The 15688-nt window shown below is 63.3% G+C and carries 16 protein-coding genes and 2 pseudogenes; 8 read left to right on the top strand and 10 right to left on the bottom strand.

What is annotated here, in order from left to right:
• The first annotated feature begins 75 nt into the window (after window positions 1-75).
• Window positions 76-931: pseudogene (gene sseA, locus V1279_RS26125) on the top strand (3-mercaptopyruvate sulfurtransferase).
• Window positions 932-945: 14 nt separating this feature from the next.
• Here sseA and V1279_RS37985 read toward each other — a convergent pair.
• Window positions 946-1770: a hypothetical protein gene (locus V1279_RS37985; RefSeq protein WP_442894816.1), complete on the bottom strand. Its 825-nt coding sequence runs from the start codon at window positions 1768-1770 to the stop codon at window positions 946-948.
• Window positions 1771-2111: 341 nt separating this feature from the next.
• Here V1279_RS37985 and V1279_RS26120 point away from each other — a divergent pair, with 341 nt between their 5' ends.
• Window positions 2112-3392 (top strand): L,D-transpeptidase, encoded by a 1281-nt coding sequence (locus tag V1279_RS26120; protein ID WP_334441786.1) that lies wholly within the window; start codon window positions 2112-2114, stop codon window positions 3390-3392.
• Between the two features lie 178 nt (window positions 3393-3570).
• On the top strand, window positions 3571-4536 hold the full coding sequence (locus V1279_RS26115; protein ID WP_334441784.1) for an NAD-dependent epimerase/dehydratase family protein: 966 nt from the start codon (window positions 3571-3573) through the stop codon (window positions 4534-4536).
• A 110-nt stretch (window positions 4537-4646) separates the two neighbouring features.
• On the opposite strand, the gene V1279_RS26110 is transcribed toward V1279_RS26115, so the two are convergent.
• Together V1279_RS26110 and V1279_RS26105 are read right to left on the bottom strand one after the other, a co-directional pair.
• Entirely contained in the window at window positions 4647-5606 is a 960-nt protein-coding gene (locus V1279_RS26110; protein ID WP_334441782.1) for a D-2-hydroxyacid dehydrogenase family protein, read from the bottom strand.
• A gap of 126 nt (window positions 5607-5732) precedes the next feature.
• Complete coding sequence (locus V1279_RS26105) at window positions 5733-5927, bottom strand: hypothetical protein (protein WP_334441780.1); 195 nt, start codon at window positions 5925-5927, stop codon at window positions 5733-5735.
• 250 nt (window positions 5928-6177) lie between these two features.
• On the opposite strand from V1279_RS26105, the gene ettA reads away from it, so the two are divergent.
• Window positions 6178-7827: an energy-dependent translational throttle protein EttA gene (gene ettA, locus V1279_RS26100; protein WP_334441777.1), complete on the top strand. Its 1650-nt coding sequence runs from the start codon at window positions 6178-6180 to the stop codon at window positions 7825-7827.
• Here ettA and V1279_RS26095 read toward each other — a convergent pair.
• Window positions 7787-8275: a hypothetical protein gene (locus V1279_RS26095; protein ID WP_334441774.1), complete on the bottom strand. Its 489-nt coding sequence runs from the start codon at window positions 8273-8275 to the stop codon at window positions 7787-7789. The genes ettA and V1279_RS26095 overlap by 41 nt on opposite strands.
• A gap of 288 nt (window positions 8276-8563) precedes the next feature.
• Here V1279_RS26095 and V1279_RS26090 point away from each other — a divergent pair, with 288 nt between their 5' ends.
• Window positions 8564-9154, top strand: coding sequence for a TIGR00645 family protein (locus tag V1279_RS26090; RefSeq protein WP_334441771.1), 591 nt, complete (start codon window positions 8564-8566; stop codon window positions 9152-9154).
• A gap of 73 nt (window positions 9155-9227) precedes the next feature.
• Window positions 9228-10422, top strand: a pseudogene (locus V1279_RS26085) (lytic murein transglycosylase).
• Window positions 10423-10599: 177 nt separating this feature from the next.
• Here V1279_RS26085 and V1279_RS26080 read toward each other — a convergent pair.
• Both V1279_RS26080 and V1279_RS26075 read right to left on the bottom strand, forming a co-directional pair.
• Window positions 10600-10872, bottom strand: coding sequence for a hypothetical protein (locus V1279_RS26080; RefSeq protein ID WP_334441769.1), 273 nt, complete (start codon window positions 10870-10872; stop codon window positions 10600-10602).
• A gap of 235 nt (window positions 10873-11107) precedes the next feature.
• Window positions 11108-11419: a hypothetical protein gene (locus V1279_RS26075; RefSeq protein WP_334441767.1), complete on the bottom strand. Its 312-nt coding sequence runs from the start codon at window positions 11417-11419 to the stop codon at window positions 11108-11110.
• A gap of 416 nt (window positions 11420-11835) precedes the next feature.
• Between V1279_RS26075 and V1279_RS26070 the strand changes: the two genes are divergently transcribed.
• On the top strand, window positions 11836-12111 hold the full coding sequence (locus V1279_RS26070) for a (2Fe-2S)-binding protein (protein ID WP_334441764.1): 276 nt from the start codon (window positions 11836-11838) through the stop codon (window positions 12109-12111).
• Window positions 12112-12248: 137 nt separating this feature from the next.
• The gene (bfr, locus tag V1279_RS26065; protein WP_334441761.1) at window positions 12249-12734 is read left to right on the top strand and encodes a bacterioferritin; all 486 of its coding nucleotides are present in this window, start codon (window positions 12249-12251) and stop codon (window positions 12732-12734) included.
• A gap of 130 nt (window positions 12735-12864) precedes the next feature.
• Here the strand turns inward: bfr and V1279_RS26060 are convergent, their stop codons facing one another.
• The 4 genes from V1279_RS26060 to V1279_RS26045 all read right to left on the bottom strand — a co-directional run bounded on the left by V1279_RS26060 (window position 12865) and on the right by V1279_RS26045 (window position 15567).
• A complete protein-coding gene (locus V1279_RS26060; RefSeq protein ID WP_334441758.1) occupies window positions 12865-13467 on the bottom strand; it encodes a pyridoxamine 5'-phosphate oxidase family protein in 603 nt (200 codons plus the stop codon).
• Window positions 13468-13638: 171 nt separating this feature from the next.
• A complete protein-coding gene (locus tag V1279_RS26055) occupies window positions 13639-13992 on the bottom strand; it encodes a hypothetical protein (RefSeq protein WP_334441755.1) in 354 nt (117 codons plus the stop codon).
• A 167-nt stretch (window positions 13993-14159) separates the two neighbouring features.
• The gene (locus V1279_RS26050; protein WP_334441752.1) at window positions 14160-15221 is read right to left on the bottom strand and encodes an alpha/beta fold hydrolase; all 1062 of its coding nucleotides are present in this window, start codon (window positions 15219-15221) and stop codon (window positions 14160-14162) included.
• 106 nt (window positions 15222-15327) lie between these two features.
• Window positions 15328-15567, bottom strand: coding sequence for a DUF2188 domain-containing protein (locus V1279_RS26045; protein WP_334441749.1), 240 nt, complete (start codon window positions 15565-15567; stop codon window positions 15328-15330).
• Window positions 15568-15688: the final 121 nt, after the last annotated feature.

The following is a 15688-nucleotide window of genomic DNA, read 5'->3' as shown; positions in this document are numbered from 1 at the left end:
ATCTTTCCGAAAGAAGATGGATTGCCGGGTCAAGCCCGGCAATGACGATCTGCGCAATTGCCGGAGACTGTATCCATGACCGCCACCAACGACCCACTCGTTTCCACCGACTGGCTCGCCGCGCACCTGAACGATCCCAACGTCAGGGTGATCGACGCCTCGTTCAAGATGCCGGGCGTGCTGCCGCTGCCGAAAGACGATTATCTCGCTTCCCATATTCCGGGCGCGGTGTTCTTCGACGTCGACGCGGTGTCGGATCATTCCAATCCGCTGCCGCACATGTTTCCCTCCGCCGATCAATTCGGCCGCGATGTCGGCGGGCTCGGGATCGGCAATGACGACACCGTCGTGCTCTACGATTCCGGCGGCTGGGTCGCTGCACCCCGGGTGTGGTGGATGTTCCTGTCATTCGGCAAGGACGTGCGCGTGCTCAATGGCGGCCTGAAGAAGTGGGTTGCCGAAGGCCGCAAGGTCGAGAAGGGTGAGGTGACGCCGAAGCCGGCCACGTTCCGCGCGACATTCGATGCGCGGCGCACGCGCAGCATGCAGCAGCTCGTCGCCAATCTCTCAAGCCGCGCCGAGCAGGTGATCGACGCCCGCGCCAACGAACGCTATCAGGGCAAGGTGGCCGAGCCGCGGCCGGGCCTTCGCTCCGGGCATATCCCGGGCAGTCTCAGCCTGCCCTACAACAACCTGTTCGATGCCAGTACCGGCACGATGAAATCGCTGGACGAATTGCGCACCGCATTTCTCGGCGCGGGCGTGAAGCTCGATGTGCCCATCGTGACCAGTTGCGGCTCCGGCGTCAGCGCCGCCGTGCTGACGCTGGTGCTCTATCGCCTCGGCGTCGAGAACCCGGCGCTGTATGACGGCTCATGGACGGAGTGGGGCGCAGCCGACGGCCCGCCGCGTCGCGACCGGCCCGGTCTGATCCCAATCCAGAAGCTACCGCGTTGTGCGCGTGACTGTCAGTTGCGCGAATGGATTGGCCAGTTGCTGCTGAGCCGCCAGCGCCGCCTCTCGTGCCAGGTGCGCCCGCCGCACCGCGATCCGCCGCCGTTCCCGCACCCGCTCCGCGGCACGCTTTTTGACGGCGCTGTTGTCCGGCTTCGCTTCCGTCGCCTTGGCTCCCGTTGCTTTGGCTTCCGTGGCCATGGCCGCCGTCTTTTCGTCGACGATGACAGCGGGACCGCCGAGCGTTGCAATCTGCGTCGCGGCGACGTTGCCTTCGAATGAATAGATATCCGGCGCCGGCGGAGGCGGGGTGGCAGCGGCCGGCTCCGGCGTTTCCGGGATGGCGGCGAGCTTTACTTCCGCAGTGGCGACGGGCGCTACGGTTTCGGCCGCAGGGGCCGGAGCGGCCGGTGTCTCTGGGCCTGCCTCCTCCGCCGGGGCTTCCGGCTTTGCCGCTTCTACCTGCACCGGCTCTGCCGGCCTCACGGCGGCCAGTTTCTCGGGCTCCGCCGGAGGGGCGTCCGGGCCTTGTCCGGTCGGCGCGGGGATGTCAGGGGTTGCTTCCGGAACTGCGGCGGCCGGGACATTCTCCGCCGGCTTCTCCGCGACCGGCGGATCGATGCGCAATAGCGCCAGCGTCGGCGGCGGGCCGTCATTCTGGCGTGCAAACATCGGCTCGGGCGTCGCCCGTCGCGAGGGAAGGTTGGCGAATTCCTCATGCGCGGCACGCAGCAGGGCGGCGGCGCCAAGCCCAAAGACCAGGATCGACATCGACAGAACGATCGCAGTGAACAAGAAACGAAAGCTGGGAAGCATGGACTCGAGTTCCACCCTCCTTGATCTCTGGAGGGTTATTGATACCAGGGGAACGCGGTGACCACATGTGGCCGGATTCGTAAGGGCGCGTATGCGCGAATCAGGCTGATTTGAGAGTATCTCAACGCCCGGCCGCTTTTTGTTACAAAATCTGCGGTGTGGAGTCGCTCACCACCCGCTAATGGCGATTTCCGGCGCGCTGAGGCATCTTTGCCGCAACCTAGTGGCAATCACAAATGACCGGCCCGGGCCGAATTTCGCGGATTTGTCTTGAATGTGCCGCTATCTTCCGTCATCTGCCGTTAACCGTCCGGTGGGGCTTGGGGTCTATACATAAGGCGATGATGAACAACCGCATTCTGACGATTTGTGCTGCCATTGCCGCTGGCATGGCGGGAACTTCGCTCGCCCATGCGCAGCAGGGCTATCCGGCCCAAGGCCAAGTCTACCAAGGCCAAGGCCAGGTTTATTCGCCGGCGCCGGGACCGTATGTGCAAGGTGGCTACGCGGCTGATGAACGCCGCGGCCCCGGCGAACCCGATTTCGACGCATTGGAAGATGACGAGGCGCCGAACGGTCAGAACTCGGCCGCGTTGCCGCCGCCCGGCCCGGTGATGTCGCCCAGCGATCCGCGCTATGGCCGCCCGGCCGGCGCCCCGGTTTATTCGGACCGCGGCCCCCCGATGCCGACCGGCCCGATCCTTTCACCCGACGATCCGCGTTACGGCCGCCCTGCCGGTCCGCCGCCGGTGATCTATGCGGACCGCCCGCCCGGTTCGCAACAGCAGCCAGCCTATTCCGATCGCGGCGACAGCCGCATTCCCGGCGCCGGCATCGTCTATCCGAACGACGACCGCACTGGCCTGCGCCCGCCGGGGGCGATCGGCGCCGCACCGGCGACCGCGCCCGGCGCACCGCAACCGCAGCAACCCGCCGTCGGCGCCGACGGCAGGCCGGTGCAGCTCGCCGCGCTGCCGCCGGAAGAGCAGCCGGAAGTGGGCCCTGCGCAGCTTCCGGCGCACCTGCGCCGCCAGGAAGTGGCCTTCCCGACCAAGGAGCCAGCGGGCACCATCGTCGTCGATACCTCCAACACCCACCTCTATTACGTGCTCGGTGGCGGACGCGCGATTCGCTACGGCGTTCGCGTCGGCCGTGACGGCTTCACCTGGAACGGCGTGCAGAAGATCAGCCGCAAGGCCGAGTGGCCGGACTGGCATCCGCCGACCGAGATGATCGAGCGTCAGCCCTATCTGCCGCGCTTCATGGCGGGTGGCCCCGGCAATCCGCTCGGCGCGCGCGCAATGTATCTCGGCTCGACCATCTATCGCATTCACGGCACCAACCAGCCCTCGACGATCGGCAAGTTCGTCTCCTCGGGTTGCATCGGCATGCTGAACGAGGACGTCTCCGACCTGTTCGAACGCGCCAAGGTCGGCACCCGCGTGGTGGTGATGCAAGGTGGTCCGCCGCCCGCCAACACCGCAAGCGCGTCGGCCGCCCCGCAGCCCGGTGGTCCTGCCGCCGGAGCAGGCCCCGGACCGGCACAGGCCCAACTGGCGCCTGTTCCCGGCGCCCAGCCGACCGTCGTGCCGCCGCTGCCTGCACCCGTCACGGTCCGCTAGGCCTAAGTTACAAATAACGTTTCAAAGGCGCGCCCTGCGGCGCGCCTTTTTTGCTGCCCGTGTACCCCGCCCGTCGCGATCCTGCGCGGCTGCGGCTTTGAGCGTCGCGCGCTTGAATTCACATTTGCTCCGACTACCTGCCGGCCAGAATTGTGGGGCAGCAACAGGAGGATTTGACATGCGGATATTTGTTGCAGGCGCCACCGGCGCCGTGGGCCGCCCGCTCATTGCCGCGCTGATCGCGGCCGGTCACTCCGTTGTTGGCACGACGCGAACGGCGGCGAAGGCCGAAATCATCAAACGGATGGGCGCGGAACCTGCGATCGCCGATGGGCTCGACGCGCCGGCCATTCGCGCCGCCGTGATCGCGGCGAAGCCCGATGTCATCATCGATCAGATGACCGATCTCGCTGATGTCACGGATATCAGGCATTTCGATCGCGCGTTCGCCACCACCAACCGGTTGCGGACAGAGGGCACCGATTTCCTGTTGGCGGCCGCCCGCGAAGCCGGTGCGAGGCGCTTCATCGCCCAGAGCTTCTGCGGCTGGACTTACAGCCATGGTGGCGAATCGATCAAGACGGAGGCCGACGCGCTGGATCCCGATCCGCCGGAGGAGCTGCGCCGCACGCTGCAAGCGATCCAGCAACTGGAAGGCGCCGTCGCCGGCTCGACAAGCCCTGAAGGGATTGTCCTGCGGTATGGATCATTCTACGGCCCGGACACCGGGATGCTCTCGCGCGCGATGATCGATCAGTTGCGCCGCCGCCGCGTGCCGCTGATCGGCGGCGGTGGCGGACGGTGGTCGTTCATCCACGTCGATGATGCGGCTGCCGCTACCGTTGCTGCCGTCGAGCGCGGCCAGCCCGGCAATATCTACAACATCGTCGACGATGAACCGGCGGAAGTGAGCGAATGGCTGCCCGCCCTTGCCGCCTTGCTCGGAGCCAGGCCGCCGATTCGCGTGCCGGCCTGGCTTGGCCGGTTGTTCGCCGGCGAGCACCTTGTTTCGATGATGACCGAAGTGCGGGCGGGCTCCAACGCCAAGGCCAGGCGGGAACTGGGCTGGCAGCCGGAGCATCCGTCGTGGCGGCTGGGATTTGCGGAGATCGCGAACCGGGCCACCACGCAACATGCTGCCTGAGCTTGGCTTATAGCGTTTTCGAGCGAAGTGGATACCGGTTCGCGTAAAGAAAACGCGTCAAAACAAGATTCTAGAGCTTCGGTTCTGATTCAATCAGAACCGATAATGCTCTAGGCCAGCCGCTGCTTCGGCTCGCCCTTGAACCAGGCGTCGATACCCTCGACCATCTGCTGATAGTGGTTTCGAAAACTGTCCTCGGTGACGTAGCCGAGATGCGGCGTCAGCACCATGTTGTCGAGCTTGCGGAAGGGGTGGTCGACCGGCAGCGGCTCGACCGAGAACACGTCGACGCCGGCGCCGGCGATCTTCTTTTGCGTCAGCGCTTCCAGCAGCGCGCCTTCGTCGACGATCGGCCCGCGCGCGGTGTTGACAAGGTAGGCGGTCGGTTTCATCCGCGCGAGATCATCACGCCCGACCAGCCCGCGCGAGCGCTGGCTCAGCACCACATGGATGGTGACGATGTCGGCCGTCGAAAACAGCTCGTCCTTGCTGGCGTAGGTAACGCCGACTTCCTTGCACTTCTCTAGCGTGAGATTCGGGCTCCAGGCGATCACGTTCATGCCGAAGGCCTGCGCCAGTTTTGACACCTTGGTGCCGAGCTTGCCGAGGCCGATGACGCCCAGCGTGCGGCCCTCGATCTCCATGCCGACGTGCTTCTGCAACGGCTCGCCAGCATGCATGCGGGCGTTTTCGCGGCCGATATTGCGGGTCAGCTCAAGGATCAGGCCCATGGTCAGCGGCGCGGTCGGGTCGCGGCCCCATTGCGTGCCGCACAGCGTAACCTTGTGGTCCTTGGCGGCTTCCATGTCGATCGCGGCGTTGCGCAGGCCCGAGGTGATCAGGAGTTTCAGGTTGGGCAGGCCTGCAAACATGGTGCGCGGGAACGGCGTCCGTTCGCGCATCGCGCAGATGATCTCGAAATCCTTCAGCGCGCTGGCGGCGGCTTCAGCGGTCGCAAACGGCTGGTTGAACACCGTGATGTCGACACGGTCGGAGACTTTGGACCAGTCAGCGACCGAGAGCGCCACATTGAGATAGTCGTCGAGGATTGCACAGCGCAGCCGCGTCATGGGGAGGTCCGTTGGTGGCGAGGACGACGGCCGGAAACGGCCGTCGGGGAGGTCGCCATGGTTGCGCGCAATCAGAGATGGCGCAAGCGGACTTAAATGCGGGGCTGCCTCAAATAACCGGATAGCTCAGTTTGAACCGCCGGGATGCTTGGCGCGCCAGGCAGGTCCCGGGCCGCGCATATAGTGCAGTTCCGGGTGGTAGGGGTCGAACGCCTTGGCGATGAACTGGCGCAAGAAGGTGCGGAGTTCTGCCAACGGTTTTGCCAGTCCGTCGCGGCTGTTCGCCGGGGCGTGAAGGGATGCCGAACTGATCGTAGCCATGACGCGGGCCCTTTGTTTCACCCGCGGCGCTCGCCGCGTGAAACGCCTTTTTGGCGCCGGGAACGAGTTTTCGCCTGATTTATTAAAAGATAGTTTCAATTGTCGCGATCTGTCGCCACATGGTGACCATCCCGTATTCATCCGTGGTGAACGGATGGAAAACGGGTTCCCGTGGTTGCCCTTTGGCGGCCGCGCCGCTACATCAGCGGCAGCAAATCTCCGTAAAATCCAACCGTTTCCAGGGATCGCGATGGCTCGCCAGTTCGTCTATTTCATGCAGGGTTTGACCAAGAGCTACCCGACCCGGAAGGTGCTCGATAACGTCCATCTCTCGTTCTACCCCGACGCCAAGATCGGCGTGCTCGGCGTCAACGGCTCCGGCAAGTCGACCCTGCTCAAGATCATGGCCGGCCTCGACAAGGAGTATAATGGCGAGGCCTGGGTCGCCGAGGGCGCCCGCGTCGGCTACCTCGAGCAGGAGCCGCACCTCGATGCCTCCAAGTCGGTCCGCGAGAACGTCATGGAGGGCGTCGCCAAGAAAAAGGCCATCCTCGATCGCTACAACGAACTGGCGATGAACTATTCGGAAGAGACCGCCGACGAGATGACCAAATTGCAGGACGAGATCGAGGCCGCGGGCCTCTGGGATCTCGACAGCAAGGTCGACCAGGCGATGGACGCGCTGCGCTGCCCGCCTGACGATTCCGACGTGACAAAACTTTCGGGCGGCGAGCGCCGCCGCGTCGCGCTCTGCAAGCTGCTGCTCGACCAGCCGGAACTGCTGCTGCTGGACGAACCGACCAACCATCTCGACGCCGAGTCGGTGTCGTGGCTGGAAGGCCATTTGCGCAACTATCCCGGCGCGATCCTGATCGTGACCCACGACCGCTACTTCCTGGACAATGTGACGAGCTGGATCCTCGAACTCGACCGCGGCAAGGGCATCCCCTACGAGGGCAATTACTCGTCCTGGCTGGTGCAGAAGCAGAAGCGCCTCGAGCAGGAAGGCCGCGAGGATGTCGCGCACCAGAAGACGCTCGCCCGCGAGCAGGAGTGGATCGCGTCCTCGCCGAAAGCGCGTCAGGCCAAGTCCAAGGCGCGCTATCAGCGCTATGAGGATCTGTTGAAGCAGGCGAGCGAGAAGCAGAGCCAGACCGCGCAGATCACGATTCCCGTGGCCGAACGCCTGGGCCAGAACGTCGTCGATTTCGAAGGGCTGAACAAAGCCTTCGGCGACCGCGTGCTGATCGAGGACCTCACCTTCAAGCTGCCGCCGGGCGGCATCGTCGGCGTGATCGGGCCGAACGGCGCCGGCAAGACCACGCTGTTCCGGATGATTACCGGGCAGGAGAAGCCGGACCAGGGCACCATCACCGTCGGCGAAAGCGTGCATCTCGGTTACGTCGACCAGTCGCGCGACGACCTCGACGGCAAGAAGACGGTGTGGGAGGAGATTTCCGGCGGCAACGAACTGATCCTGCTCGGTAAGCGCGAGGTCAATTCGCGCGGCTATTGCTCCTCGTTCAACTTCAAGGGCGCCGACCAGCAGAAGAAGGTTGGCGCACTGTCAGGCGGCGAGCGCAACCGCGTGCATCTGGCCAAGATGCTCAAGTCCGGCGCCAACTTGCTGCTGCTCGACGAACCGACCAACGACCTCGACGTCGATACGCTGCGGGCGCTGGAAGAGGCGCTGGAGAATTTTGCCGGCTGCGCCGTCATCATCAGCCACGATCGCTGGTTCCTCGACCGCATCGCCACCCACATCCTGTCCTTCGAAGGCGACAGCCACGTCGAATGGTTCGAGGGCAACTTCCAGGACTATGAGAAAGACAAGATGCGCCGGCTCGGCCAGGACAGCATCATCCCGCACCGCGTGAAGTACAAGAAGCTGACGCGGTGAGCCTCCGCCTGATATCGCCGAACCCGTCGAGAAAGTTGCGCGCGCGGGGCAACGCGTCATGAAGGAATTGCTCCGGCTCGCGCAGCCAAAGTCCCTCGATCTGCCGCGAGCGCTGTTCTGAAATCAGAACATCGGCTGGCAAGTCCACCAGCGCGGCGTCCCAGCCGGGAAAGAATCGCCGGCCGCGCCTGAAGGCCAACGCGAGCAGGCGCTGTTCGATGGTGAGGCCGTGATAGTCGAAGGCGTTGATCCCGTCGGTGACGTAGATGTGGTTGCCGCTGAATCGAGCCGCCGGTTTGATCCATCGGGCGCGAAACTCGAGATCGGGATATCGTTCCAGAAACGCAAAGGCCAGCACCTGACAGGCGCCGTTAGCGAAGAAGTGCCGGTCGGGCCGGTGCCATCGCCGGACCGGATCGATCTTCACGTTGATCTTCGGGAAGAACATTCCGGCGCCGTGTTTCTCGATGATTCGGTGTCGTGATGACCGAGAGTTTATCTTTGTTTCCAGATCCGCGGGACCTCTTCACGAACTCAAATGGCGGGATGCGTCGTTGATAAGGATTGTGGCTCTGTAACGAGACGACCGTGCGGACGCTATTTTGCCTTGAAGCTCCGGCTAACGTGACGATCCCGTAATACGCGCTGCGGCCAGTTGTCGCTTCACAGCGCGGTCAGATTGCGTAGATATAGGCCTCCTTCCGCAATTCGAATCCCCTGCAGCGAGCCCTCCTGAATGTCCCTTACTCCCGAAACACCCTTGCCGCCCAAAGCTCAGAGGAAGGCATTGCGTCCGGTCCCGCTGCTGATCTTCAGCTCCCGCTGGCTGCAACTGCCGCTCTATCTTGGCCTGATCGTCGCGCAGGGCGTCTATGTGGTGCTGTTTCTGAAGGAGTTGTGGCACCTGTTCGCCCACGCCTTCGATTTCAGCGAGCAGCAGATCATGCTGGCGGTGCTGGGCCTGATCGATGTGGTGATGATTTCCAACCTGCTGGTGATGGTCATCGTCGGCGGCTACGAGACCTTCGTGTCCCGTCTCAATCTGGAAGGACATCCCGATCAGCCGGAATGGCTCAGCCACGTCAACGCCAGCGTGCTCAAGATCAAGCTGGCGATGGCCATCATCGGCATCTCGTCGATCCATCTGTTGCGCACCTTCATCGAGGCCGGAGGATTGGCTTCGGGCAAGAGCGGCTACACCGAAACCGGCGTGATGTGGCAGACCATCATCCACACGGTTTTCATTCTGTCGGCGATCGGCATTGCCTATGTCGACAGGTTGTCGAATGTTTCCACCGAACATGCCAAACAGGCCGTCTCGCATTGATGAGCGACATGTCGATCGACAGGATTCCGGTTTGCGACAGAGGTTGATAGCCGCGGTTCTGATACTGGCAGCGATGACGCCGGGCGCGATGCGTCCGGCCCGTGCCGCCGACGCCGACTTTACCCAATTCATCGCCTCGCTGTGGCCGGAAGCGCAGGCGGCCGGCGTGTCGCGCGCGACGTTCGATGCCGAGACGAGGGGGCTCGAACCAGATTACAAATTACCCGATCTCTTGCTGCCCGGCCGGCCCGCCACCCGGCGCACCGTCGCAAGCCGAGTTCGTGCAGGTGCCGGCCGATTACGTGAAGGAAGCCTCGATCGCGCGGCTGGCGGCGGAGGGGCAGAAGCTGATGCAGAAGCATCGCACAGCGCTCACCGAGATCGAAAAGCGTTTCGGCGTTCCTTCAAGCATCGTGCTCGCGATCTGGGGCCGGGAGACGGACTATGGCCGCTACCGGCTGCCCTACGACACGCTGCGCGTGGTGGCGACGCAGGCCTATGTCGGCCGCCGCAAGGATCAGTACCGGGGTGAGTTCATTCTCGCGCTGAAGCTCCTTGGCGAGGGTGCGGTGGCTCGCAAGGATTTTCGCTCGTCCTGGGCCGGTGCCACCGGATACACCCAATTCCTGCCGTCCGAATACTACAAGCACGGCGTCGATCTCGACGGCGACGGCCGGGTCGACATCTGGCATTCGGTGCCGGACGCGCTGGCCGCAGCCGCGCAGCAGCTCGTCAACAAGGGCTGGCAGCCGGGCGTTCGCTGGGCCTATGAGGTGAAGGCGCCCGCCAATGTCGATTGCACCATGGGCGTGCCCGAGGTGACCAAGCCGATCGCCGAATGGCTGCGCGCGGGTTTTGTGCCCGTGCGCGGGCAGAGGTTGAGCGCGGTGGAGCAGGCGCAGCCGGCCTCGCTGCTGCAGGTGGAGGGCATCTACGGCCCGGCGTTCCTGACCACGAAGAACTACTTCGTCATCAAGGAATACAATTTCTCCGATCTCTATGTGCTGTTCGTCGGGCATCTCGCTGACCGCATGGTGAGCCCGCAGCCGTTCGCGACCCCATGGTCGGCCTCGACACAGCTGCGCTCCGCGGATGTCGAAGCCATGCAGCGTCACCTGACGCGCATCGGCCTCTACAAGGACAAGCTCGACGGCAAGGCGGGCATGCAGACCCGCGCGGCGCTCGGGGCGTATCAGAAGTCCGCCGGCCTCAAGGTCGATTGCTGGCCAAGCGAAGCGGTGCTGCGCGCGATGAGTGCGGGGCGATGACGACCCCGTAGCCCGGATGGAGCGAAGCGCAATCCGGGAGCGGTGTCAGCCAAATGGAATATCCGTTGGTTTTGTCACCACTGTCCCGGGGTCGCTTCGCTCGCCCGGGCTACAGGACCGATCAAAGAAAAAGCCCGGCCGAGATCTCGGCCGGGCTTCGATCACTAATCGATCAGATCAGTTGCAGACCTCGACGCGGCGATAGCGCCAGTCATAGCCGTCCCAGAAGCGCTCGCGAACCATCCGGCACGCCGGGTAGGGCGCTTCTTCCACGTACACCGGACCGCCGTAGGCCGGGCGGCTGGAGGCGATCGCGCCACCGATGATCGCGCCGCCGAGCAAGCCGGCCGCCACGCCTGCGGCAACGCCACGCTGTGCGTTTGCGGGTGTCGAGGCAAGCGAACCGGCAATCGTTGCGACCGCGACCAAGGCAGCAAATGTCTTCTTCATGTCCTGGGCTCTCCTGGGGGTGGCGCCTTCGAGCGCCGGGTTTAGGGATGACTCACACGCTGTTTCGAACTGCCGCTTCGCTAAAAAAGCGCACATGGGTCAATCGAAAGTAAACGTTCCTAACGGGTGCCCGAAAAAAACGGTTTTTTCGGGCCGGAAATGGCATGCATCCCGGAAAAGCAGGCACTGTTCCGGGATGTTGGGCGCAATTTAATGAAGATGAACGGGCGGCTAGCTAGTCGCAAACCCTGACGTTGCGGACGCGCCAGCCATAACCATCCCAGAACCGCTGCCGCTGCCAGATGCAGGATTCGCCGTAGCCGGGATCGACGACATAGGCCGGGCCGCCATAGCCAGGCGCATAATGGCCCGGGCCGTAATAGTAGCCGTTCTGCGAAGCAATCGCGCCGCCGACGATGGCGCCGCCGATCAATCCGGCCGCGACGCCCGCTGCAACGCCGCGCTGCGCATGGGCGGGAGCCGGGATAGAAACGGCGGAAACGGTCAATGCGGCGGCCGCACCGAGCGCCGTCAATGTCTTCTTCATGGCCTTACCTTTCTCGTGGGAGCAAGGACGTCACGTTTTGTCCCGGCAAAAGTTCCACATTTCGCGTGAATGTTCAATGAACGGCCGTGCGTCCAAGGGCGACGAAAATGGGACGGACCGGCCAGTTGCGGTGCGAAGATACCAAAAATTCTTCCTCGGCCCTTGAACGAAGGCACAATGATGAGCGGATGGCGGCATTCATGGTGGAGGCGGTGGCGATGGCGGAGGCGACTGACGCCGAAAACCGCCGGTAAATCAGCGCCAGTGTGATCTACCGCAACGCCGCCTTTTTAGATTCATTCCAGTATCTTCCCAGCATCAGTTTGGAATTGCTTGAAAATGCGGCTTTTCCTTTTGCATCTCGTCGCGCTCTTAAATATCGATGAGATCGCATCACCAAGGGTTTTAGCGGTTTCATGATTGTCTGTTCCTGCAACGTCCTGAGCGACCACGATGTCCGTAATGCCGTGAGTGCAGCTTCGGACCTGCCGCGAAATCCGAAACAGATTTACGGTTGCCTCGGCTGCAGCGCCGAATGCGGCCGGTGCGCGCGCACCATCAAGACCATCATCGACGAAGCACTCGGCGCCTGCGCCAAGGAATGCTGTTCCGGTTGCCCGCACAGCCGCCAGGCTGCCAACGACGAGCCCGCGCAGGAAGCTGCCCCGGCTTTTGCGCTCGCGGCCTGCTGAAAACCCCTCGAATTCCACTGATTTCTGCCGTTCCCACCGCTTTTTTCGCGGAACGGTTGCTCTCGGCTCCAAACTGATTTAGAAGTATTCTAAATACAGGTCAGGCCGCCTTTGGCCTGAGGAAATCGGAGTGGACCATGCAGGGCGATCCCAAAGTCATCGACTATCTCAACAAGGGCCTGCGCAGCGAGCTCACCGCGATCAACCAGTACTGGCTGCATTACCGGCTCCTGAACAATTGGGGCCTTCTGGAAATGGCCAAGGTCTGGCGCAAGGAATCCATCGAGGAGATGGTGCACGCCGACAAGTTCACCGACCGGATCCTGTTCCTCGACGGCTTTCCCAACATGCAGGTGCTCGATCCCCTGCGCATCGGCCAGAACGTCCAGGAGATCATCGAATGCGACCTTGCAACCGAGATGACCGCGCGCACGCTCTATCAGGAAGCCGCGACCTATTGCCATGGCGTCAAGGATTACGTCTCGCGCGACCTGTTCGAGAGCGTGATGAAGGATGAGGAACATCACATCGATTTCCTCGAAACCCAGCTCGATTTGATCAAGCGCATCGGGCTTGATCTCTACACCCAGAAGCACGTCGGCGGGTTGGAGAACGGGGACTGACTGTTTAGCACGCAACTCCATCACTTCGTCATGGCCGGGCTTGTCCCGGCCATCCACGTCTTCGTCGCCGCGACACCGTTAAGTCGTGGATGCCCGGGACAAGCCCGGGCATGACGGAGAGAGTGATCCTCTACAACTGCGTCTTATACCGCTCGTAAATCACGTCCTGGCTTTCGCGCTCGCCGAGGCCGGTCTGGTCGTGGATCACTTCGCCGATGCTGGGCATCACCGAACGCTCGACCCGCTCACCCGCCCACAGTTTCGATCGCATCAGCGCCTTGCCGCAGTGGAAGTAGGCCTCCTTCACGTCGATGCGCAGCACCGCGCGCGGCGGCTTGCCGAACTCCACCATCGAGGCCATCAGCTCCGGGTCGACAGATACTTTGCCCCTGCCGCCGACGCGTAGCGTCTCGTCGATCCCGGGCACGAAGAAGATCAGCTGCACGAAGCCTGATCCCTCGACGATGTTGCGAAAACTGTCGATGCGGTTGTTGCCCGAGCGATCCGGCATCAGCAGCAGGTTCGGTCCCGCGACATGGATGAAGCCGGGATTGCCGCCGCGCGGCGATGCATCGACGCTGCCGTCCGCGCCTGACGTGGCCAGCACACAGAACGGCGACATGCCGATGAATTTCTTCGCATGGACATCGATCTCCGGCCGCGCCTTGGCGATCACGCGGGGTGAGGGCGCAGGATAGATCGTGGCGAGGTCGTCGGCGGAAAAATCGGTCACGGGCGGCTCCGTTCAGTTTCGCCAGAGATTATCACCCCGCGGCGCGGGCGTCATCCCCACGCTGGATAGACGTTCCAGCTTCGTCATTGCGAGCGAAGCGAAGCAATCCATCTATCCGTTGTGCCGTGCGATGGATTGCTTCGTCGCTAGCGCTCCTCGCAATGACGTCACTCAAACCGCGTCCGCCGGCACGAAGCAGCTGATGATGATGCTGCCGCGGTGATGCACGTACCACACCACGGCTTCGCCGATCGGGTTGCCCTGATCGCGAATGACCGCGCGCTCGGGCACCTGCATCCATTGGCCCTCGATCGGAACCCAGTAGGCGCCGGCGCGAACGTCGTAGGTGGTGCGATGCCCGTCCGATTCATCGCAACAGGGCACGCCGTTCGGCGCGATCACGCTCTTGAACCAGGCGCGGATATCCGGCGGCACGTGCTCGTACTGGCCCCTGTCGACGGCGAGCGCTGTGCTGGCCAGCACCGAAAGGCAGGCCAGCAAGACGAATGGCGCAAGCCTTCGCATCCGATCCTCCGCTGCGTTGTCCTGTCCTCGCGGGCATGCACCCGCGATTCGCAATTCAAGGCAATTCAAGCGGAGCGGGCTTGCCGATGCACGCTCAAATAATGAGCGACGTGGGCGACGCAAATTTGATGCGGTGCGAAAATCATGGTGCTTCCATCACATCCGGCTCACATCGCCCGCTGCGGCGCGGTCTGCAGCAGTTCCTCCAACTGCTTCTTGTAGAATTTCGCATTGCCGGTCGTGAGATGGCCCCGCGTCTCGCTGGAGGCGGGGATCAGGAACAGGCGGCCGTTCTTGACGCGCTTCAGCGCCGCGTCCGTGACGCCGGTTTCCGGCGGATTGCGCTCGTCGTCGGCGGCATTGATCAGGAGCAGCGTGGCTTCGATCTTCTCGAGCGAGGGAGCCGGATTGTAATCGCGCGAGGCTTCCCACTGGTAGATGAAGTCGTTGGCATCGGCGGTGATGGCGGTTGCCAGCCGGTCGTCGACCATCTTGTCGGCCTGCGCCGCCGTCGGCGCCAGCGCCTGATAGGCCAGCGTGCCGCCGCTGGTCGCGATGCCATAGGCGTTGATGGCGTATTTCATCATGCGCGGCTGGGTGATGTAGTTGCCGCGATTGTAGTCGGGATCGTTCTTGATCGTCTCCAGCATCATCCGCCGCAGCATCCAGTTGCGCGCCGCCATCTCGGTCGGCTGCGACGCCATCGGCACCAGCGCGTCCATGAATTGCGGATATTTGCCGCCCCAGATCCAGGTGTGCATGCCGCCCATCGAATTGCCGATCACGAGCCGCAGATGTTTTACGCCGAGACCTTCCTTGACTAGGCGATACTGCGCGTCGACCATGTCCTCGTAATTGTATCTGGGAAATGCGGTCTTCATGCCGTCGGAGGGCTTTGACGATTTGCCGTGGCCGACACTATCAGGAATGATGATGTAGTATTTCGCGGCGTCCAGCGGCTGGCCGGGGCCGAACAATTCGCCGCCAAAGCCGGCCGTCAGCATGCTGGCGGCCGAGCCGCCCGAGCCATGCAGCACCAGCACCGGCTGTCCGGTCGGCTCGCCGATCGTGGTGTAGTGCAGCCGCAGCTCCTGCATCGTCTCGCCGCTGTGGAATTTGAAATCCCGGGCGATCCAGTCGCCCTGTTTCGGCGCGGGATAGTCTGCGGCGAAAGCGGTGACGGAGGTCAAGGCAAGGGCGGCCGACAAGGCGGCGTACGGAAAATTCATGATGGTCTCTCCCCAAGGGCGCGGCCGTCTTTGCGGACCGCTTGGCAGGGAGCCTAGCACACCGGCTATTTCACCGTCACCAGATCGCCGAACAGCGGCGGCTCCCCTAGCCCTCCACTTCGGTTTCCGGCCGGTCATTGCCGGCAGCGGTCTCCGAGTGCCATCGTCCGTCCGGGGTTTCGTACTCGATGGCCTCGGTGCGGCCCGGCACCCGCTGCTCGGCCGCTGCGCGCCGGGCGGCTGCCAGCGCCGCGGCACGGTTCGGAAACGGTTCGGAAAACACGCCATTGACGGTGTAGGCCCAGCCGCCGTCATGTTCGACGATCTTGTAGGTCACATGGGTCATCGGGAACTCGCTGTTTGCAGGTGCCGACGGGGTGAACGCGCCGCGTGATCATGACAGAATAGGCCACGCCGTCGGATTTTGCACCGGCCGTTCGTCCTTGATCGACGACGGGTGCAGAGGA

It is taken from the genome of Bradyrhizobium sp. AZCC 1610 (assembly GCF_036924515.1).
Taxonomy (GTDB): domain Bacteria; phylum Pseudomonadota; class Alphaproteobacteria; order Rhizobiales; family Xanthobacteraceae; genus Bradyrhizobium.
This window is presented reverse-complemented; position numbering and strand designations above follow the sequence as displayed.